The sequence below is a fragment of the Bacillus sp. FSL W8-0223 genome (genome assembly GCF_038006805.1).
In the GTDB taxonomy this organism is placed as follows: domain Bacteria; phylum Bacillota; class Bacilli; order Bacillales; family DSM-4216; genus Bacillus_O; species Bacillus_O smithii.
Map to the genome: position 1 here is coordinate 1344769 of NZ_JBBOVX010000001.1, position 20604 is coordinate 1365372.

Genomic DNA, 20604 nt, shown 5'->3' on the forward strand with positions numbered 1-20604 from the left:
ATTTCCATGAGCTAATTTTGGATCCGTTTCGACAGTCTCGGAATCATCACAGTACTGTGCTGTGAAATTGGCCGGAGAGGCTTTTTAATTAAGTACATAATCGAACGTTGGCAATGAGAAGGATTATGAATTGCCTTCATTGACGCAATCGTATTTTTATCCGGTTTGGAGGAAATCGAGATGACGAATTGGAATGAAATAGATGCAAAGGTGAAACAATGGCTGCGGGAGGCAGGGGACAATATACGAAAATCGTTCACTGAAACATTGGATATTCAAACAAAATCAAATCCAAATGATTTAGTAACCAACATGGATAAAGCGACTGAACAATTTTTTATCGAAAAAATTAAACAAAACTATCCGGATCATTCGATATTGGGCGAGGAAGGGTTTGGCGATAAGCTTGAGTCATTGGATGGGGTCGTGTGGATTATTGATCCGATTGACGGGACCATGAATTTTATTTATCAGCAGCGTCATTTCGCTATATCCATCGGGATTTTCGAAAACGGAATCGGTCGATTGGGATACATTTATGATGTGGCACATGATGAGCTTTATTTTGCCGAAAAAGGGAAAGGAGCCTTTTTAAACGGCAAGCCGTTAAAAAAACTGGCTCCTGTTAAAGTGGAAGAAGCGATTATTGCTTTAAATTCTACTTGGCTGGTTCAAAATCGAAGAATGGATCCAAAGCCGCTCATTTCATTGGCCCAAACGGTGCGAGGAACGCGGTCTTACGGAACGGCAGCGTTGGAATTTGCTTATGTGGCAGCCGGTATATTAGATGGATATATCACGATGAGGCTTTCACCATGGGATTTTGCCGCCGGAAAAATTCTGGTGGAAGAAACAGGTGGAATTGTGACAAACTTAAAAGGGGAGCCGCTTAATTTGCTAGAGAATAACACGATATTTGTAGCAAAACCTGGTTTGCATACGGAAATTATGGAGCGATTCCTTCAAAATATTTAACGTAAACAAAAATTCGCTAAAAGTGCTTGCCATCCAGCACTTTTAGCGGTCACGTTTACAGTCTGCCTTCTTCTCTTCTTTTTCGTTTTAATTTAAAGCCCGTTCCCATGATGGCGAATAATAAAATAATACAAATGATGATGCCGGCCAAGCTTTGTTCTGCGATGAATATGCCAATGCCAATGATGCTGGCGGCTGCTGCTACTGCAAAAAATAAGAAAATCCATTGAATGTTTTTCATCACCAGTTAAGCCTCCTTCTCTCTCATATTTTACATAACTCTTTTTCAATTTTCTACATTCTGTGATATAATTGATGGGTTAATGGAAAAACTTTTATTTCAACGTGCAAACAGACAATGCAAATTGCTGTGGTAATAGAAAGGAAGTATTACTTTGAATAGAAGGGAAAATATACGCAACATTGCTATCATTGCCCACGTAGACCACGGGAAAACAACATTGGTGGACCAATTGCTTCGCCAATCGGGAATTTTCCGATCCAATGAGCATGTGGAAGAGCGGGCGATGGACTCGAATGATTTGGAAAGAGAACGCGGTATTACCATTTTGGCAAAAAATACGGCTGTTCAATACAAAGATGTAAAGATCAATATTTTGGATACTCCTGGCCATGCTGACTTTGGAGGAGAAGTAGAACGTATTATGAAAATGGTCGATGGGGTACTGCTTGTGGTCGATGCCTATGAAGGTTGTATGCCGCAAACCCGATTTGTCTTGAAAAAAGCATTGGAACAAAATTTAACTCCTATCGTTGTAGTGAATAAAATCGACAGAGAATTCGCTCGTCCCGAAGAAGTAGTGGATGAAGTGCTTGAACTGTTTATCGAGTTGGATGCCAATGACGATCAACTTGAATTTCCTGTCATTTATGCTTCTGCCATTAACGGGACGGCAAGCACAACTCCAGACAAACAAGGAGAAAACATGCAGCCGCTGTTTGACGCGATCGTCGAGCATATCCCGGCTCCTGTAGATAATCGTAATGAACCGCTGCAATTTCAAGTGGCTCTGCTTGACTATAATGAATATGTGGGCCGGATTGGGATTGGACGTATTTTTAGAGGTTCCATGAAAGTAGGGCAACAAGTCGCTTTAATGAAACTGGACGGTACGGTGAAATCATTCCGTGTTACTAAAATGTTCGGCTTTTTCGGATTGAAAAGAGTGGAAATTGAAGAAGCGTATGCAGGCGATTTGGTGGCGGTATCGGGAATGGAAGATATCAACGTTGGAGAGACGGTATGTCCTATCGATCATCAGGAAGCATTGCCGCCATTACGAATTGATGAACCGACGCTGCAAATGACGTTTCTTGTCAACAACAGTCCGTTTGCCGGTCGAGAAGGCAAGTATGTGACTGCCAGAAAAATCGAAGAGCGCTTAATGGAACAATTGCAGACCGATGTCAGCTTGCGGGTGGAAAGCACGGATTCTCCCGATGCGTGGATAGTGTCTGGACGCGGGGAACTTCATTTGTCTATTTTAATTGAAAATATGCGTCGTGAAGGTTATGAGCTGCAAGTTTCAAAACCGGAAGTCATTATCAAAGAAATTGATGGCGTCAAATGTGAACCGGTGGAAAGAGTGCAAATCGACATTCCTGAAGAGCATACTGGCGCTGTGATTGAATCTCTCGGATCCCGAAAAGGCGAAATGCTCGATATGATCAATAACGGAAATGGTCAAGTACGATTGATTTTTATGGTTCCTGCCAGAGGATTAATTGGGTATACAACCGAATTTATGACATTGACGAAAGGTTACGGAATTTTAAATCATACCTTTGACAGCTACCAGCCAATGCAGCCTGGAAGAGTAGGAGGTCGCCGACAAGGAGTTCTTGTTTCAATGGAAACGGGGACGGCCACACCGTATGGAATCGGCCAGGTGGAAGACCGAGGCACTATTTTTGTGGAACCGGGAACAGAAATTTATGAAGGAATGATCGTCGGAGAGCATACTAGAGAAAATGATCTTGCTGTTAATATCACAAAAGTGAAGCATGCAACCAATGTCCGTTCAGCCACGAAAGATCAAACGACCGTTTTGAAAAAGCCAAGAATTCTTTCTTTGGAAGAGGCTTTGGAATATTTGAATGAAGATGAGTATTGTGAAGTAACGCCTGAATCGATTCGATTACGTAAAAAAATCTTGAATAAAAATGAACGGGAAAAATTGGAGAGAAAGAAAAAGTATTCAGATACACGCTCTTAAGGGGGAAAACACGTGGCAGGAATGGAACATGTCAGCCCGCTTTTGGCCCTCTTGATCCAGCTTGTGGGGGTGAAGGGGGCTGTCTGGTTGTACTTCGTGATCATCATTGTGTTATCCATCCTTGTGTATAATCTCGGGTTCGCCAGAAAGCTTTCTTTTGGGAAAAATATCGTGATTTATGTTCTCATGATCATGGGCTCTTTTATTTTGTTGATATTATCCTATCAGTTGCCTGTTGTGGAAAGTCTTTTTGTCGCAGCCATTGTATTAGGCATTTACCGAATCCGTCGAAACAAGAAAGAAGCAGAAAGTGAATGATGCGATTTTCCGTTGGTTATCGAAAATAATAGATTGTGTGTCATTGCAATTGGGCGTCAGGCAGACATTGTCAAATCAAAATAAAAAAGAAGTTCCTGTATTCGGAACTTCTCAGAGTGTAGACAAAAGGCATCCGAATGTGTGTATACGGATGCCTTTTGTCACTTTTATGCTTTCAAATGTTTGGAATAGACCCCTAGAGGGGTCTATTTTATGTTATTGCTGGACTTTTCCATGTCCAGCAAGCCATCTTTTTCAAATTCATTGCAGCAAAAGTTAGCATCGCCTGCATGGACAATTTTTTTAGACCTCTTAAGGTTGTCCAACGCATACCATGCTTTTCCTTTGCATCAGCAAAAACACGTTCAATGGTTTCTTTCCGTCTTGCATAAATGCTCTTATTCTCTTGTGTATGCCGAAGATGATCAGCTTCCTCTAAATAAAATTCCCATACATGTCGCTGAATCAGTTTTTTATGCTCCTTACTTTGGGTGCACTTCGAGAGGAATGGACAATCTTTACACTGGACTGGATCAGAAAAATATTGACGATAGCCTTCCTTCGTCGTAGTTGCATATTTTAACACTTGTCCTTGCGGACAAAGATAACAATCGTAGTATTCATCGTAAACATACTCATGTTTTTTGAAATAACCATCCTTTGTACGAGGGCGAGTATAAGGTAAAGCAGGGGTCATATCATTTTCAAATATGTATTGGGCAACGGCGGGAGTTTTATATCCAGCGTCAGCAGCAACCACAGCCGGTTTTCCATGTTTTTCGATGACTTTTTCAAGAAGTGGCTCCAATACGGAACTGTCATGAATATTCCCTGGCGTTACAATAGCCCCCAAAACAAAGCCATTTCGATCCGCAGCAGCATGGAATGAGTAAGCAAACTGTTTTGTTCGCTCGTCTTTTACGTAGTAACCACTTTCCGGATCAGTGGTACTTTCTTTTATTTCTTTATATTCTTCTTTCCCAAATTTATCTGGAGGAAATGGCTTTTTTCCATGTGCTTCTCGATCAGCATTTATCTCATCTTGTAGACGTGCTTGATAGGCTTTCGTTTCTTTTCGAACCACTTTCTTCACAAATTTATGCTTATTCGCACTCGCTTTGACATGAGTAGAATCAATAAAGACATGCTCACTGCTTATCAGCTTCTTATCTGCAGCTTCTTTCAAAATGCGATAGAATATCTGTTCAAATAAGTCTGTATCCTTAAAGCGTCGCTCGTAGTTTTTCCCAAACGTTGAAAAGTGAGGTACCTTATCATAAAAACCAAATCCAAGAAACCAACGGTAAGCCAGATTCGTTTCGATTTCCTCTATAGTTTTTCGCATGGAACGAATACCGAAGGTATATTGGATGAAAGCCATTTTAATCAATACAACTGGATCAATACTTGGTCGACCTCTTTCCGATGAATACATGTCTTGAACAAGCGAATAGATAAATGAAAAATCAATAGCAGCGTCGATTTTACGAACCAAATGATCTGCAGGTACAAGTTGGTCTAAAGCTATCATTTCTATTTGATCACGATTCATCTGTGTATTTTTTGTTAGCACTTCATCCACCTCAATTCATTACGGTATCTTAATTATACAAAAAAAGACTGTCGGCAAATCCGGTTTTTTCGGATTTGTCGACAGTCTGAGGCGGCAAACCATTTCGTTTGCCGCCTTTTTGTCATGGATGAATCATTCAAAAAAGAAGCACACCCATTTTCCTTAAGATTTAAAATGTTTCGCTGTTTTTTTTATTTCTTATTTTTGCAGCTCAATCAGTAAATCACCTGTTGAAATGGCATCGCCGCTTTTTACATAAATATCTTTCACAACGCCGGAAAAAGGAGCTTGAACCGTCGTTTCCATTTTCATTGCTTCCGTTATCATTAAATGGTCGCCTTTTTTAACTTTTTCCCCTTTCGAAACAATAACTTTCATCACCGTACCCGGCATCGTTGCAGCGATATGGTTTTTATTTTTCAAGTCTGCTTTTACTCTTGTAGCGACTGTTGATTTAATGCTTTCATCTTTGATGACCACTTCACGAGGCTGGCCATTCAATTCAAAATAGACAATTCTGGTGCCGTCTGCTTGGGCTTGGCCGATGGATACCAGCTTGACAATCAACGTTTTACCTCTTTCAATTTCTACTTCAATTTCTTCTCCTAATCTCATACCGTAAAGGAAAGTCGGTGTATCGAGAACAGATAGGTCGCCATATTTTTCCACAGCTTGAATATAATCCAAAAATACTTTTGGATATAATGCGTAGGCTATCACTTCATGAGCGGTTACTTGGCGTCCAAGTTCATGGAATAGTTCATCCCTTAAAGCTTTGAAATCGACGCTTTCGAGCAATTCACCAGGTCTGACGGTAATGGGTTCTTTCTCTTTTAAGATGACTTTTTGCAGTTTTTCAGGAAATCCTCCATATGGCTGTCCGAGATATCCTTGGAAAAATTCAACAACAGAATCAGGGAAATCGATCGTTTCACCCTTTTCCAACACATCTTCTTCCGAAAGATCATTTTGCACCATAAATAAAGCCATATCTCCCACTACTTTCGAAGAAGGAGTCACTTTCACAATATCGCCAAACATCATATTAACCCGATGGTACATTTCTTTCACTTCATCCCAGCGATCTCCAAGACCAACTGCTTTTGCTTGTTGTTGAAGGTTGCTGTACTGGCCTCCGGGCATTTCGTGCTGGTAAACTTCTGTATGCGGCGCCACCATGCCGCTTTCGAAGTCTTTGTAATATTTGCGTACGTCTTCCCAATATCGGGAAAGTTGTTCAAGCCCTTCCACATTCACAACGGGTTCTCTTTCCGTCCCTTTTAGCGCATAGTATAAGGTATTCGCGCTTGGCTGTGATGTCAAACCAGCCATAGAACTGAGCGCTACATCCACAATATCGACTCCTGCTTCTGTTGCCTTGGCGTACATATAAATGCCGTTTCCGCTCGTATCATGCGTATGCAAATGAATGGGAATATCCACCGTTTCCTTCAATTCAGAAATTAATCTGTAAGCGGATTGCGGTTTTAATAAGCCGGCCATATCTTTAATGCCGAGAATGTGAGCGCCTTGATTTTCAAGCTCTTTAGCAAGATGTTTGTAATATTGAATATCGTACTTCGTTCGAGTCGGATCATCTATATCCCCCGTATAACATATGGCTGCTTCCGCAATTTTCCCGGATTGTCGAACTGCATCAATGGCTACTTCCATCCCTTTAACCCAGTTGAGGCTATCAAAAATTCGGAAAACATCAATTCCTGCATCTGCAGATTTTGCTACAAATTCACGGATGACATTGTCAGGATAATTTTTATAACCGACTGCATTCGATGCTCTTAACAGCATTTGAAATAAAATATTGGGAATTTCTTTCCTCAATTGCAGCAATCGATCCCACGGGTCTTCTTTCAAAAACCGATAGGCGACATCAAAGGTAGCTCCTCCCCACATTTCCAATGAAAACAAATTAGGGAGCAGTCGTGCTGTTGGTTCGGCAATGCGAACAAGGTCATTCGTTCTTACCCGAGTTGCCAAAAGCGATTGATGAGCATCGCGGAAAGTGGTATCTGTCAACAACAAATTCTTTTGATTTTTTACCCATTTGACAAGTCCGTCCGGCCCTTCTTTGTCCAGAATTTGTTTTGTCCCTGACTGTATTTCCTCGTAATGCTTAATTTTAGGGATCCGAGGTTTGTCAAATACCGGTTTTTTCTTTTTTTCAATGCCCGGGAATCCGTTGACGGTGATCGTTCCGATGTAGTTTAACATTTTGGTGCCGCGGTCTTTTCTTTTTGGAAAAATAAATAATTCAGGTGTTGTATCTAAAAAAGACGTGTCGTAATTTCCCGACAGAAACTTTTCGTGTTTCATGACATTTTCCAAAAATGGAATATTTGTTTTGATTCCGCGAATTCTGAATTCTTGAAGGTTTCGAACCATTTTTGCAGCCGCTTGCTCAAATGTTAGAGCCCAAGTAGACACTTTCACTAATAGCGAGTCGTAATAAGGTGTAATGACTGCTCCTTGAAACCCATTTCCTGCATCTAATCGTACTCCAAACCCTCCACCGGATCGATAAGCCATGATTTTTCCTGTATCCGGCATAAAATTGTTCGTTGGATCTTCTGTTGTCACACGTGATTGAATGGCATATCCATTAAGATGAATGTTTTCTTGTTTTGGAATCCCTATTTTTTCACTATGTAACGAGTACCCTTTCGCAATCATAATTTGGGTTTGTACAATATCGATGCCCGTGATCAGTTCAGTGATGGTATGTTCTACTTGAATGCGCGGGTTTACTTCAATAAAGTAAAAATTTTCGCCCGAAACTAAAAATTCGACCGTACCTGCATTTTCGTATTGAACGTTTTTCATTAACTGCACAGCTGCTTCACAAATTTTTTCGCGAAGTTCATCCGATAAAGAAACGCAAGGAGCCACTTCGACTACTTTCTGATGCCGGCGCTGTACGGAGCAATCGCGTTCATACAGATGAATGATATTTCCTTCTTTATCTCCAAGAATTTGGACTTCGATATGTTTCGGATTTTGGACAAATTTTTCAACATAGACTTCACTGCTGCCAAATGCGGCTTTCGCTTCCGACGCAGCTCGTTCGTAAGCTTCTTTCACTTCTTCACTGCTATGAACAATTCGCATACCGCGTCCGCCGCCGCCTAATGCTGCTTTAATGATGATCGGGTAACCATATTTTTCCCCAAACGCTTCAATCTCTTCATAGCCGGAAACAGGTCCATCGCTTCCTGGAATAACAGGAATTCCTGCTCGCTGCGCTTGTTTTCTGGCTTTTACTTTGTCGCCAAACATATCCAAATGTTCGGTCCGCGGACCTATGAAAATAATTCCTTCTTCTTCGCATCTTCTTGCAAATTCAATATTTTCAGATAAAAAACCGTAGCCTGGATGAATGGCATCCACTTCTGCGTTCTTCGCAATTTCCAGTATCCCTTCTATATCTAAATAAGCGTCTATCGGCTTTTTTCCTTCACCGACTAAATAAGCTTCATCCGCTTTATAACGATGGTAAGAACCGGAGTCTTCTTTTGAATAGATGGCCACCGTTCGAATATTTAATTCTGTGCATGCCCGAAAGACGCGAATGGCAATTTCACCCCTATTGGCGACAAGCACTTTCTCAATCTTTTTCATCATTTCTCTCCCCCAATGCAATCAAAATATTTATATATATCGTCTTATGAAACCTGTAACAAAATGGCTGATCGGTTTTGACAAGAATCTCCATGGTCAGAACCATGCAACCATTTTGCTGAATTTGGCTTATTATTGCCCTGCACTAATGAAAGGACCGATCACCCCCTATTCTTTTGTGCAGGACAACCTTTTCTATGTAACAAAAGGCGCGTGAACCGCTTTCACGCGTAATAAGCCACATTATTCTAGCCTTATTTCTTAAAGTGTTTCTCATAATAGTTAAACATGGAAATATTGGCCAATATACCCATCGATAGGGCCAGCAAAATGAGGGAGGAGCCTCCATAGCTGATAAAAGGAAGGGGTACCCCAGTAATAGGAATCAATCCTAAAATACCACCGAGATTAATAAAAGATTGAATGGCAATCATGCTGGAAATGCCAACTGCCAACATGGATCCAAAAGGGTCGCGGCACTGTATGCCAGTATAAATTCCTCTCAATACCAGAAAGGCAATCCCTCCCAATACAATCACTACTCCGGCAAGCCCTAATTCTTCAGCGATAACCGCCATTATAAAATCGGTATGGGGCTCCGGCAAATAACCTAATTTTTGAACGCTTTGTCCCAAACCAAGCCCCTTAATTCCTCCCGATCCGATAGCCAAATAAGAGTTAACTAATTGGTACCCTTGGTCACTTTTCTGTTTAAACGGATCTAGAAAACCTTCCACACGCCCCATTTTTTCAGGAGTAAAAATCTTGTCTTTTTTCAACAAAACAACAGGTGATAAAAGAAGGCTAATCACCAGACCCAGAAGGATCAATTTACCGATATTCTTAAATTTCATTCCTGACGTCAAAATGACCGTTGCGCCGATCATAAAGATAATGAATGCCGTTCCAAAGTCAGGCTGTAAAGCAATCAACAAGCAAATAAAGATCAATAATATAATTGGTGGTATGACACCCTTGTCAAAAGAGTTGATGTATTTCTGCTTTTTGGCATATACAGCTGACATATAGATAATGACAGCAAGCTTGGCAAACTCAGCGGGCTGAAGGCTGTTTGACCCCACTCGAAACCAGCTTTGCGCGTTATTGGAAACATGCCCGAAAAAAAATATAAGGATAAGCCCCGCTGTAATGGTGGCAATCATAGAGAATAAAAACTTGCTATTTTTTAAGGCTTTATAAGGAAAAAAAGCCATAATAGCAAACAGCAGAAAAGCAACCATAATATGCAATTTTTGTTTGGAATAAAAATAGTCGCTTGGAACGCCATACCGTTGGACTGCAGTGACAGAACTAGCGCTGTAAACCATCACCAATCCAAACAGGCTGAGTATGATATAAACTATTATTAAGCTGTAATCAAAAGATTTCAAGATTTTCTTAAACATACTACTCTTCCATTCTATTATGTATTGTTCACAAATTCGACATGATATTGAAATTTCCTGCTTGTATCTACAAAAAAACTCAAACAAATACACTTCGTAATGTTTGAGTTCTTACTCATGTTTATTCCTTTGAGATCGCTTCATGAATGGCAGACAGCTCTTTTTCCAAAGAATCAAGCAGCTTTTTGCCGTCTGCTTCATTCACCAATCCTAATCGAACTGCAAAATCTATTTCACGGGATAAGCCAAACATTTGAGTATCCAACACTTCCTCATAAAGAGGGCATTGGGGCATCGTTAAGTTATCCATTTGTACTTTTATTAAACGCAAAATTTTCTCTGCGTCTGCTTTCAAAAGTGAGTAGGCCTTTTCCCGGTGATCCAAAGTCGTTTCCGACGCCATTACAATCCCCCCGTTTCCGAGCGATTCATCACTTATTATGAAATTTTATCGTTAAAATTCGTTTTTTGCAAGGGAAAGGAAGGAGGATGCTCTTTTCCGGGATGTTCAATGCTCCTATTTCTCTTTTCCCCTACTCTATAATAGGAGCTTTAAAAGAATGTGACAAGACTTCTTTGAAAGGATATACTTAAGTTGAAAAAGAAAAGGAGGAACATGGTATGAACACGATCATTCCATTTAAAGGAAAAGTGAAATATCCGGTTACGATGGATGCCGGTGTATGGATTTTCGATGATCGACGCATTGATTTAAATACATATTTTGATCAAGAAGATCAGCAAACAGAAGAAACGGAAGAAGATTATACGAAAAAAATGTCGAAATATTGGGAACGGGAAATTCGTGAAGGCGCCGTCTCTCCGCCTACTATTAAAACCGAAAAAAAATTTGAAAAGGAAAAATTATTAACGGGAACATTCGGTATCAAGCTGGCCCCATTTTTAAAAAATGCCGAACCGGAAAAAGATGCAACCACTTTGGTCATCGAAACAGCTGAAGGCGAAGAAGCTGTTCCATTGGAAAAAGCTTATGACTTAATCCTTTGTTTTTCCAAAAACGGCAAGCCATTACGTGAAGACGGTCCTGTGCACATCTATTTTGGAGACGGTTCCAATAAGAAAAACCCGATCAAACATGTCAGAGCACTTCGCGTAGAATAAACGGCTGTTCTTTTTCTCTAACAAACATTTTTTCAGTACAATCCGGCTGGACAGCAAAAGGGAACGATACACGCCGATCCGCGCAGTACTCCGTTGCATGCCCATACACCTTTACAACGGCTGAAATTCTAGTATTTTTACAACAAATGAGCAGCGGCCTATGATAGCCGTCCTTTTCTAACATATGCCGCTGCTAAGCTTTTCCAACCGAAAGATGTTATTTTTTTCAAAACGTTTGGAGCTCGAAAGACAAAAGTCGCGGACGAAGAATGGATGGCGAACGCTTTTTATAAAATATCCGCCGCTAATTGTGCAAGGTCAGAGCGCTCTCCTTTCATTAATTTAATATGTCCGGCCACTTTTTGATCTTTAAATTTTTCAACAACATAGGTTAAACCATTGTTATATTCGTCTAAATAGGGGTGATCAATCTGGGCGGTATCCCCCATTAGAACTATTTTGCTTCGTTCTCCAACTCTCGTTAATATGGTTTTGGCTTCATGTTTGGTTAAATTTTGCGCTTCATCGATAATAATAAACTGTTCTGGAATACTTCTGCCTCTTATATACGTCAGTGCTTCTACTTCAATGGAGTTCATTCCTGCCAGAATATTGTCAATTTCCCCCGGTTTTTTGGTATTGAATAAAAATTCTAAATTATCGAATATCGACTGTGTCCACGGTCTTAGTTTTTCCTGTTTCTCGCCAGGCAAATAGCCGATATCTTTCCCCATAGGGACAATCGGTCTTGCAACGAGCATCTTTTTATACAAATCCATATCTTCTGTCTGCAATAATCCGGCAGCCAGCGCCAGCAACGTTTTCCCTGTTCCTGCTTTTCCCACCAGCGTGACGAGCGGAATATCTTGCCTTAGCAAAAGTTCCAATCCCATTATTTGCTGTACATTTCTAGGCCGAATTCCCCAAACCGGCTCTTGATTGTATTTAAGTTTCCTTACATGTTTTCCGTCTTCAGCCACTATGCCAATAGCCGATTGGGAACTTCCCAACGCATCTTTTAAGATGAGAAATTGATGTGGATAAAATGGATGCTGGGTTAATTCTGAAAGAGAAAGTTCGCCTTTTACATAAAATTGGTTTAAAGCTTCGTTGGAGATATAACACTCTAAAAACCCCGTATAAAGATCATTGAACTCAATCACTCTGTCATTCAGAAAATCTTCTGCCTGCAACCCGATCACATCAGCTTTTACACGGACTAAAATATCTTTGCTGACTAATATAACCGGGCGCCCATTTTCTTTTGCTGCCTCTTCAAGTGATAAATTTTTGGCTACGGCCAAAATTCGATTATCATTCGTTTTTTCCACAAAGATTTCTTGAAGTTGCTGAAATGAACGATGATTTAATTCAATTCTGAGCGTTCCGCGGTTTGGAAGGCGAATTTTTTCATGGAGCTTTCCAGATTGTCGTAACCCATCAATTAATTTCGATACTTGTCTTGCGTTTCTTCCAATTTCATCCATATTCCTTTTTTTCGAATCCAGTTCTTCGAGGACAACAGCCGGTATCACCACTTCATTGTCTTCAAATGAAAAAATGGCGTATGGATCTTGCAACAAGACATTGGTATCTAAAACATAAATTTTCCCCAAATCCATGCCTCCTGCTCCATTTTCTTGATACAGCTTTGATTGCCGCAAATTTCGCAACTGCAGTTTTCTGGCGGCTGCAGCTACAGAGTCGCAACATCCTCCTCTTTGACTTCAAACGACTGCAACAACGCGATTCATGAAGCATCAACTCAAAACCTGATGTAGGCTTTAGCCGATTTTAAGATCGACATTCATATCCCTAATACGTAAAAAATTCAAGAATGTCGAGATAAACCCCCGCTAATTCAGTCGTTTTAGTTTGTTACTATTATATGAAGAATTTCTTGCTTCAGTTCAGAAAATTGGACTTCCTTTTCAAAAAATCACAGTCTTTTGAATAAAGTTGGAAGATCCCTGCAAAATAAAAACAGAACGAAAAAGATCAGAAAGATTTGAGGTGAAATCCATTGAAAACTTGGCTATTCCTTTTAGCCGTTCTATTATTGGCCTCTTGTTCCGGAAACAGAAATATAGCCGAAAACGCAAATCGTCCAAATCCAAATCCAAATCAAAACGCGCCACTCACGCAAGTGAAAAACAGCAATCCCCGTCCGCTGGACAGAGAAAGTGGGCAAAGAAAAGCGAATCACTTAGCTAATTTAGCGGACAGCGTACCAAATGTTGAAAACGCCCGAGCGGTTGTTCTCGGCCCCTATGCTGTTGTAGGAATAGATGTCAATCCTAATATTGACAGATCACAGGTTGGTTCCATCAAATATTCGGTAGCTGAAAGTTTAAAACACGATCCATACGGATCCAGAGCGGTTGTAGTAGCGGATCCCGACATGAACGCTCGTCTAAAAGAAATCCAAACGGATATTCGAAACGGTCGACCGGTTCAAGGGATTATGGAGGAATTATCCGATATTGTCGGCAGAGTCATGCCTGAAATTCCGAATCAAATTGTGGAACAAAAAAACCCCGACCGGGCAACCGAACATCCAAAAAGGAATTTACCTGATCGACAGGACCACAAGTTGGAAAAAGAACAGCAAGATCAATCGAATCAAATGAAAAACCGCTGACACAAAGGAGAATGTTTTCATCCAAACGAATTCACATGATGACAGTCCATTTTTCCAAACATAGTTTAAACAAAGTTGAAAAGGGTCTCTATTCCAAACGAACACCGACCAAAGTGTCTTACTTTCCAAAAGAGACCTTCTCATCCATAACGAATATACTTTCTTTCATCAAATGAGATCACCGCATTCAAAGATGTAGATCTTTTTTTTGACACATCATCAAACTAAATATAAACTAAAAATCGGCTCCTTCTTTTCTTCTTCCAAGGAGTTGATTTTTTTGCTGAAAAAAAACACATAAACATCGTTGAAGTGAAGTAAAGTCATACTCAAAATGGCTTTTTAATTGAATAAAACGTTCGTTGACTCTATCTATTTAATTCCCTTTTCTTTTTAAAAATCCTCTTGAAAAAATAAGATTTCATTTTGAATACCATAACCCTCACGGACTTATTGTTCCATGACGTGGGCACCATTTTTCCTCGTGATGATCATGAATTTATATTGATCATAAAGAGATGCGACTCTATTTTTATTTATATAAAACTCGCAGCCATAAAATATTTGAACACTTTTAAATAAACATTCTTGACTTCTTGATAATTAGATTTATAATCGAAACAGATTAAATGAATTTCCTCGTTAGGCGAGGCTCCTATACAAACAAAAGCCACTGCCCAGAAACATCGAAAGATGCCATTGGGTAGAACAGGTTTGGTCGGATTAAGGCTTAACCCAATGTGGCTGAGAGCATGACTCTCTACGTTGTATAGTGCTAAAGCTAAACTAGGGGGAAAAAGGTTCTTGAACGTTCCCCCCTCATCTATTCGTGAGGGGGGTTCAATTATTTAAAAAGGAGTTGAGCTTTTATGGGTAGTCAAAATTCCAATGAACCGGACCCACCGAAAACCGAGGAAGCCATAAACCAGCCCCTCTATGTACGATTGATTACTCATAAAAGTTATCAATCCTTAAATTGGGATGGTTTCTGACTTCCTCAATCAAACTGAGGGAGGAAGAAAGCATTATGATGAATATTTATTACACAAGCGAACATGGAAACCTTATTGAAATAAACGAAATAAAAAATGGCTGTTGGATAAAATTAGTCTCTCCAACAGAGGAAGAAATTCAAAATGTCGTCCAAAGACTTGAAATTCCTTTGGATTTTATTAAGGATGCTTTGGATGAAGAAGAGAGATCCAGAATTGAAAAGCATCGCAATCAATTGCTGATGATCATTGATATTCCGCTGAAGAGTTTCAATCATTCTAAACAGAAACCTTTTTATGAAACGATCCCAATGGGAATCATCGTCACGGAAAAATGTTTTGTAACGGTTTGTTTAAAAGAAAATTCCGTTTTCGATGATTTTATTCAAAACAAAGTAAAAGAATTTTATACTTACAAAAAGACAAGATTTTGTCTCCAAATGCTATATAAAATTTCCACTTATTATTTATTGTATTTAAAACCATTAGCATTGCATAAATATAGTTAGAATTTTCTGTTAATTATTTTTTGTGAATTTGTGCCAAAAAGACAAAACCTAAAGAAAGGTGGCACTGCCCATTTGGTAAATATATACAGTTAAACCAGAGCGACAACGACAAAAGGGAGATTATGGACTGGCTCGCCCATCAAATTTTCGCAACCAAACATAAGCTGGTTTCCACAGAGCTCTCTTTAACCAACGAGTAATTCGAAGTAGGGATTTCTTACTTTTCATCTCCAATTGAATGAGAACATGTAAGCAATACGTGATCAGGGCTAAGAAAATTTGATTTTGAATAGCTGTTTCACTCATTCCATAAAAGTGCTTAATTTCTACGTGTTGCTTGAGCCATTTGAAAAAGAGTTCAATAGCCCAGCGAGATCGGTAAATATCACTTATCTCTTCTGGTTTTAAATCAAATCGGTTGGTGATGAAACGAAGTAAGTTCCCTTTTGTGTCCATAACTTCTAGTAGACGAAAGACATTTTCAGTACGATTTTGTGTGGTACCAATGTAGACCATTTTATCGGATAGAACGTGACAATCATCAGGAAGTGAAAATGTATAGACTTCACGAATGACTGCGTTTTTCTTCAGTCTTGAAACGAAGAAATAGCCATCATCTGTCATCCGATCAAAACGTTCATAGTCCACATAACCGCGGTCAAACACATACATGGCTTCTTGATCATCCACTAGGACTTCGAGTTGATTTCGGTCATGTTCTTTTGCTGTCGTAATCACTGCTTTTTCAGGATAGACGGTGTCTTTATCCATGAAAACGAGCCGTAAGTGTAGCTTTACACCAGCTTTTGTTTTCCGGAATTTTGCCCATTTATAATGGGTCAAGTTCAACGGGAGTGTACTTGAATCAATGATTTTCAGTGGCATATTCTTTCCGTTTTTATAATGGTACCGTTGAATTTTCCAAACAAGATCCAAGAACAAATTTGCAAGAATTAGTGGGTGGATCTGATTGTTTTTTCGGGATAGCTGAGAGGCACTTATCGATTCAAATCCGAGTGCTTTTTGAAGATCTTCGTCTACAAGTGCATCACTCATTTCCTCTAAGCTCTTAAATTCGAGCAGCTGGGCTACCAATAAAAGTTTAATATAGGCTTCTGTTGTCAGCTTTTTTGTGTAATAGTCCTGTTTCAATTCTTTGACTTGTTCGCTAAGTTTTTGAATATTTATGGGTGAAACCCATTTACCAAATGATGAAATTAGTGTATTCTTGTCCATAATGGTTATCCTTTACGATTGGATTTGGGCAGGAACCACCTGTACTTCCATTGTAAAGGATTTTTTTGTTTCGAAATCAATAAAAAATTGAACATTCTTAGTATTTTGAATCATCAGATTTAATTACTGCAATGCTAGTGATTTAAAACAAATTAATAAAAAAACGGATTCAGTTGAAGCCGAATTGCATCAATCGATGAAAAACCAAGAATTATATACGTTGTTGGATTTGCAAAAAAGCCTAGTTTATTTCACCACTTCGTTAAAGTCCAATAATCTTGTTATGCAAAAATTGTTAAATGGGAATTTTTTAAAAATGTATGAGGACGACCAAGAACTTCTCGAAGATGTGATCATCGAGAATAAACAAGCGATTGAAATGGCGGAAACATACACTTCTATCCTTAGCGGAATGATGGACGCTTTCGCCTCTGTCATTTCGAACAATCTCAATATTGTGATGAAGTTTTTAACCTCCATCACCATTATCTTATCGTTGCCTACAATGGTAGCCAGCTTTTTTGGAATGAACGTCTCCATACCATTCCAGCATTATCCACATGCCTTTACAATTGCCATTATGATTTCCGCTTTTCTTTCTTGCTTTACGGCGATCATTTTTTGGAAAAAGCGATTCTTCTGAGGCGATCATAAGCAAGCATGTAAACTTTTTCGGAATTGAAAGTGTCGATCACGACAGGCCTTTTATAAAAATTTTGGTTTATTTTAAAAGATCGGTATGAACGGATGTAGATTCAAAACAACGGTTTATTTATTTAAAGTGTTGGAAAAAGGGCTAAGTCTTCATTACAGCATGATCATAAGATAAAGCATCAGTGTCGACGTAAACATGATGAGAAAAAGTGGTCGCAGACATCCACTCTTGGCCCTTACCTTTTACTTAAAAAAAATGTATACTTAAGAACAGTTGATTTGGTAATGAGGTGTTGAATTTGAGGGTAAAATGCATTTTATGCGACCGCGTTGACCATTTGGATGACGATTCTGTGTTAGCAAAACGGCTAAGGAACCGTCCGATCCACACCTATATGTGCCAAGAGTGTCATGATCGGATTACAGAACGAACAAAAGCAAGAATCGCCACCGGGAAATTCCGTTTATACCGATCAGGAAAAATGAGCAACCATTCATAGTCTATGAATGGCACAAAATAAAAAAGAAGTTCCGAATACAGGAACTTCTCAGACTGTCGACAAATCCGAAAAAACCGGATTTGCCGACAGTCTTTTTTTGTATAATTAAGATACCGTAATGAATTGAGGTGGATGAAGTGCTAACAAAAAATACACAGATGAATCGTGATCAAATAGAAATGATAGCTTTAGACCAACTTGTACCTGCAGATCATTTGGTTCGTAAAATCGACGCTGCTATTGATTTTTCATTTATCTATTCGCTTGTTCAAGACATGTATTCATCGGAAAGAGGTCGACCAAGTATTGATCCAGTTGTATTGATTAAAATGGCTTTCATCCAATATACCTTCGGTATTCGTTCCATGCGAAAAACTATAGAGGAAATCGAAACGAATCTGGCTTACCGTTGGTTTCTTGGATTTGGTTTTTATGATAAGGTACCTCACTTTTCAACGTTTGGGAAAAACTACGAGCGACGCTTTAAGGATACAGACTTATTTGAACAGATATTCTATCGCATTTTGAAAGAAGCTGCAGATAAGAAGCTGATAAGCAGTGAGCATGTCTTTATTGATTCTACTCATGTCAAAGCGAGTGCGAATAAGCATAAATTTGTGAAGAAAGTGGTTCGAAAAGAAACGAAAGCCTATCAAGCACGTCTACAAGATGAGATAAATGCTGATCGAGAAGCACATGGAAAAAAGCCATTTCCTCCAGATAAATTTGGGAAAGAAGAATATAAAGAAATAAAAGAAAGTACCACTGATCCGGAAAGTGGTTACTACGTAAAAGACGAGCGAACAAAACAGTTTGCTTACTCATTCCATGCTGCTGCGGATCGAAATGGCTTTGTTTTGGGGGCTATTGTAACGCCAGGGAATATTCATGACAGTTCCGTATTGGAGCCACTTCTTGAAAAAGTCATCGAAAAACATGGAAAACCGGCTGTGGTTGCTGCTGACGCTGGATATAAAACTCCCGCCGTTGCCCAATACATATTTGAAAATGATATGACCCCTGCTTTACCTTATACTCGCCCTCGTACAAAGGATGGTTATTTCAAAAAACATGAGTATGTTTACGATGAATACTACGATTGTTATCTTTGTCCGCAAGGACAAGTGTTAAAATATGCAACTACGACGAAGGAAGGCTATCGTCAATATTTTTCTGATCCAGTCCAGTGTAAAGATTGTCCATTCCTCTCGAAGTGCACCCAAAGTAAGGAGCATAAAAAACTGATTCAGCGACATGTATGGGAATTTTATTTAGAGGAAGCTGATCATCTTCGGCATACACAAGAGAATAAGAGCATTTATGCAAGACGGAAAGAAACCATTGAACGTGTTTTTGCTGATGCAAAGGAAAAGCATGGTATGCGTTGGACAACCTTAAGAGGTCTAAAAAAATTGTCCATGCAGGCGATGCTAACTTTTGCTGCAATGAATTTGAAAAAGATGGCTTGCTGGACATGGAAAAGTCCAGCAATAACATAAAATAGACCCCTGGAGGGGTCTATTCCAAACATTTGAAAGCATAAAAGTGACAAAAGGCATCCGAAAGCGCACATTCGGATGCCTTTTGTCTACACTCTGATAGACCCCTCTAGGGGTCTATTCCAAACATTTGAAAGCATAAAAGTGACAAAAGGCATCCGTATACACACATTCGGATGCCTTTTGTCTACACTCTGAGGCGGCAAACGAAATGGTTTGCCGCCTTTTTTATGTCGTTTCATTATGAAATAGTTGTTGGACGAGTAGTGGACATTTTTTCTTTTGCCGGTGATATACCTGGTTCTTTCACGTTGCTTCTTAATACTAACAATACTAAGTAACATAAAAGAGCAAATAAACAAGAAATAAATAAGGCATGCAAGAGCGCAATATAGAGATTTAAACGGGTATAAATACTTAAAGCGCCAGTAAACACTTGTAAGATCATCAAACTTAACGCAATGATTGAACCCCAATAAATCACCCGCTGATTCTTATAATGTTTTACTGCGATATACGTAATATAAGCAATCCACACGAAGAAGGCAGCAGCAGCGAGACGGTGCCCCATTTGTATCCATTCGTGCATATTGGCAGGAAGTGCGGGCTGCGAATTCACGCATAAGGGCCAATCTTTGCAAATGAGACTGGCGTTTGTGTGCCGGACAAGCGCTCCAGTGTACACAACGATGTAGCTGTATATGGTCACTCCGATAATATTCCACTTCATTTTTTTGCTGATTGTCAAAGTAGCGGCATCAAACTTTTTATCTACTTCAAATATCAATAATGTCAGCAAAAATATGGCTGCAAAAGAGATTAATGAAATACCGAAATGGAGTGCGAGAACGAAAGAAGACTGTCCCCAAACGACGGCGGCGGCACCAATTAATGCCTGCAGCACTAAGAACAAAACGGACATTATAACTAAAAATTTTGTTTCTCGCACATGGCCGATGGCGATCCAAGACCAAATCGATAAAGCCACTACAAAGATTGAGACTCCACCAGTAACAAATCTATGAGCCAACTCTATCACTGTGGCAACCGTAATGTGATCAGGTATCACCTGTCCCTTACACAGTGGCCATGAATGTCCGCATCCCATCCCGGAATGTGTTTTGGTTACCAGAGCTCCTCCTATTAGCACGAAAAGCATACCGAGCGAAGAAAGAACAGCCAACCATTTTAATCCTCGATGCAATGTTATTCACCTTCTTAAATCAGTATTAAAATGTTGTTTTGATGTTTATCACTGTAACGATCATACAGAACAATGAAAGAAAAAACAATGATTAAGGAAACT

16 protein-coding genes, 1 pseudogene and 1 riboswitch are annotated in these 20604 nt (G+C 39.5%); of the genes and pseudogenes, 9 read left to right on the forward strand and 8 right to left on the reverse strand.

Annotated features, from left to right (window positions below):
* Positions 1–180: 180 nt before the first annotated feature.
* The gene (locus tag NST81_RS06660; RefSeq protein WP_003354422.1) at positions 181–975 is read left to right on the forward strand and encodes an inositol monophosphatase family protein; all 795 of its coding nucleotides are present in this window, start codon (positions 181–183) and stop codon (positions 973–975) included.
* A 55-nt stretch (positions 976–1030) separates the two neighbouring features.
* On the opposite strand, the gene NST81_RS06665 is transcribed toward NST81_RS06660, so the two are convergent.
* On the reverse strand, positions 1031–1216 hold the full coding sequence (locus NST81_RS06665) for a YlaF family protein (RefSeq protein WP_003354423.1): 186 nt from the start codon (positions 1214–1216) through the stop codon (positions 1031–1033).
* A gap of 154 nt (positions 1217–1370) precedes the next feature.
* Here NST81_RS06665 and typA point away from each other — a divergent pair, with 154 nt between their 5' ends.
* A complete protein-coding gene (gene typA, locus NST81_RS06670) occupies positions 1371–3212 on the forward strand; it encodes a translational GTPase TypA (protein WP_003354424.1) in 1842 nt (613 codons plus the stop codon).
* Between the two features lie 21 nt (positions 3213–3233).
* On the forward strand, positions 3234–3530 hold the full coding sequence (locus tag NST81_RS06675) for a YlaH-like family protein (protein ID WP_040341542.1): 297 nt from the start codon (positions 3234–3236) through the stop codon (positions 3528–3530).
* 211 nt (positions 3531–3741) lie between these two features.
* Here NST81_RS06675 and NST81_RS06680 read toward each other — a convergent pair whose 3' ends face one another.
* From NST81_RS06680 to NST81_RS06695, 4 genes are all read right to left on the reverse strand, one after another.
* Positions 3742–5103 (reverse strand): IS1182 family transposase, encoded by a 1362-nt coding sequence (locus tag NST81_RS06680; protein ID WP_341027798.1) that lies wholly within the window; start codon positions 5101–5103, stop codon positions 3742–3744.
* A gap of 198 nt (positions 5104–5301) precedes the next feature.
* A complete protein-coding gene (gene pyc / locus NST81_RS06685; RefSeq protein WP_174521025.1) occupies positions 5302–8739 on the reverse strand; it encodes a pyruvate carboxylase in 3438 nt (1145 codons plus the stop codon).
* A 254-nt stretch (positions 8740–8993) separates the two neighbouring features.
* The gene (locus NST81_RS06690) at positions 8994–10145 is read right to left on the reverse strand and encodes an FtsW/RodA/SpoVE family cell cycle protein (protein WP_048623074.1); all 1152 of its coding nucleotides are present in this window, start codon (positions 10143–10145) and stop codon (positions 8994–8996) included.
* Positions 10146–10266: 121 nt separating this feature from the next.
* A complete protein-coding gene (locus tag NST81_RS06695) occupies positions 10267–10548 on the reverse strand; it encodes a YlaN family protein (protein WP_048623073.1) in 282 nt (93 codons plus the stop codon).
* 218 nt (positions 10549–10766) lie between these two features.
* Here NST81_RS06695 and NST81_RS06700 point away from each other — a divergent pair, with 218 nt between their 5' ends.
* Positions 10767–11267 carry a peptidyl-prolyl cis-trans isomerase gene (locus tag NST81_RS06700; RefSeq protein WP_341029018.1) on the forward strand — a complete coding sequence of 167 codons (501 nt, stop codon included), beginning with the start codon at positions 10767–10769 and terminating at the stop codon, positions 11265–11267.
* Positions 11268–11554: 287 nt separating this feature from the next.
* Here NST81_RS06700 and NST81_RS06705 read toward each other — a convergent pair whose 3' ends face one another.
* The gene (locus tag NST81_RS06705; RefSeq protein ID WP_040341485.1) at positions 11555–12883 is read right to left on the reverse strand and encodes a PhoH family protein; all 1329 of its coding nucleotides are present in this window, start codon (positions 12881–12883) and stop codon (positions 11555–11557) included.
* 407 nt (positions 12884–13290) lie between these two features.
* Here NST81_RS06705 and NST81_RS06710 point away from each other — a divergent pair, with 407 nt between their 5' ends.
* On the forward strand, positions 13291–13908 hold the full coding sequence (locus NST81_RS06710; RefSeq protein ID WP_048623071.1) for a YhcN/YlaJ family sporulation lipoprotein: 618 nt from the start codon (positions 13291–13293) through the stop codon (positions 13906–13908).
* Between the two features lie 631 nt (positions 13909–14539).
* A riboswitch (M-box (ykoK) riboswitch) is annotated at positions 14540–14708 on the forward strand.
* A gap of 227 nt (positions 14709–14935) precedes the next feature.
* On the forward strand, positions 14936–15409 hold the full coding sequence (locus NST81_RS06715) for a CorA family divalent cation transporter (protein ID WP_341029025.1): 474 nt from the start codon (positions 14936–14938) through the stop codon (positions 15407–15409).
* 120 nt (positions 15410–15529) lie between these two features.
* On the opposite strand, the gene NST81_RS06720 is transcribed toward NST81_RS06715, so the two are convergent.
* Positions 15530–16645, reverse strand: a complete 1116-nt coding sequence (locus NST81_RS06720) for an IS4 family transposase (RefSeq protein WP_003352762.1) — start codon at positions 16643–16645, stop codon at positions 15530–15532.
* A 142-nt stretch (positions 16646–16787) separates the two neighbouring features.
* On the opposite strand from NST81_RS06720, the pseudogene NST81_RS06725 reads away from it, so the two are divergent.
* The 3 genes and pseudogenes from NST81_RS06725 to NST81_RS06735 form a co-directional block, all read left to right on the forward strand.
* Positions 16788–17288: pseudogene (locus tag NST81_RS06725) on the forward strand (magnesium transporter CorA family protein); the annotation flags it as partial.
* Positions 17289–17598: 310 nt separating this feature from the next.
* On the forward strand, positions 17599–17799 hold the full coding sequence (locus NST81_RS06730) for a YlaI family protein (protein WP_081473078.1): 201 nt from the start codon (positions 17599–17601) through the stop codon (positions 17797–17799).
* Positions 17800–17936: 137 nt separating this feature from the next.
* The gene (locus tag NST81_RS06735; RefSeq protein WP_341027798.1) at positions 17937–19298 is read left to right on the forward strand and encodes an IS1182 family transposase; all 1362 of its coding nucleotides are present in this window, start codon (positions 17937–17939) and stop codon (positions 19296–19298) included.
* 241 nt (positions 19299–19539) lie between these two features.
* Here the strand turns inward: NST81_RS06735 and NST81_RS06740 are convergent, their stop codons facing one another.
* Positions 19540–20502, reverse strand: coding sequence for a COX15/CtaA family protein (locus NST81_RS06740; RefSeq protein ID WP_048623076.1), 963 nt, complete (start codon positions 20500–20502; stop codon positions 19540–19542).
* Positions 20503–20604: the final 102 nt, after the last annotated feature.

Excerpts from the sequence above, each read along its gene's own strand:
- NST81_RS06660 (WP_003354422.1), top strand. The coding sequence starts at position 181 with ATGACGAATTGGAATGAAATAGATGCAAAGGTGAAACAATGGCTGCGG.
- NST81_RS06665 (WP_003354423.1), bottom strand. The coding sequence starts at position 1,216 with ATGAAAAACATTCAATGGATTTTCTTATTTTTTGCAGTAGCAGCAGCC.
- NST81_RS06675 (WP_040341542.1), top strand. The coding sequence starts at position 3,234 with ATGGAACATGTCAGCCCGCTTTTGGCCCTCTTGATCCAGCTTGTGGGG.
- pyc (WP_174521025.1), bottom strand. The coding sequence starts at position 8,739 with ATGAAAAAGATTGAGAAAGTGCTTGTCGCCAATAGGGGTGAAATTGCC.
- NST81_RS06690 (WP_048623074.1), bottom strand. The coding sequence starts at position 10,145 with ATGTTTAAGAAAATCTTGAAATCTTTTGATTACAGCTTAATAATAGTT.
- NST81_RS06695 (WP_048623073.1), bottom strand. The coding sequence starts at position 10,548 with ATGGCGTCGGAAACGACTTTGGATCACCGGGAAAAGGCCTACTCACTT.
- NST81_RS06700 (WP_341029018.1), top strand. The coding sequence starts at position 10,767 with ATGAACACGATCATTCCATTTAAAGGAAAAGTGAAATATCCGGTTACG.
- NST81_RS06715 (WP_341029025.1), top strand. The coding sequence starts at position 14,936 with ATGATGAATATTTATTACACAAGCGAACATGGAAACCTTATTGAAATA.
- NST81_RS06720 (WP_003352762.1), bottom strand. The coding sequence starts at position 16,645 with ATGGACAAGAATACACTAATTTCATCATTTGGTAAATGGGTTTCACCC.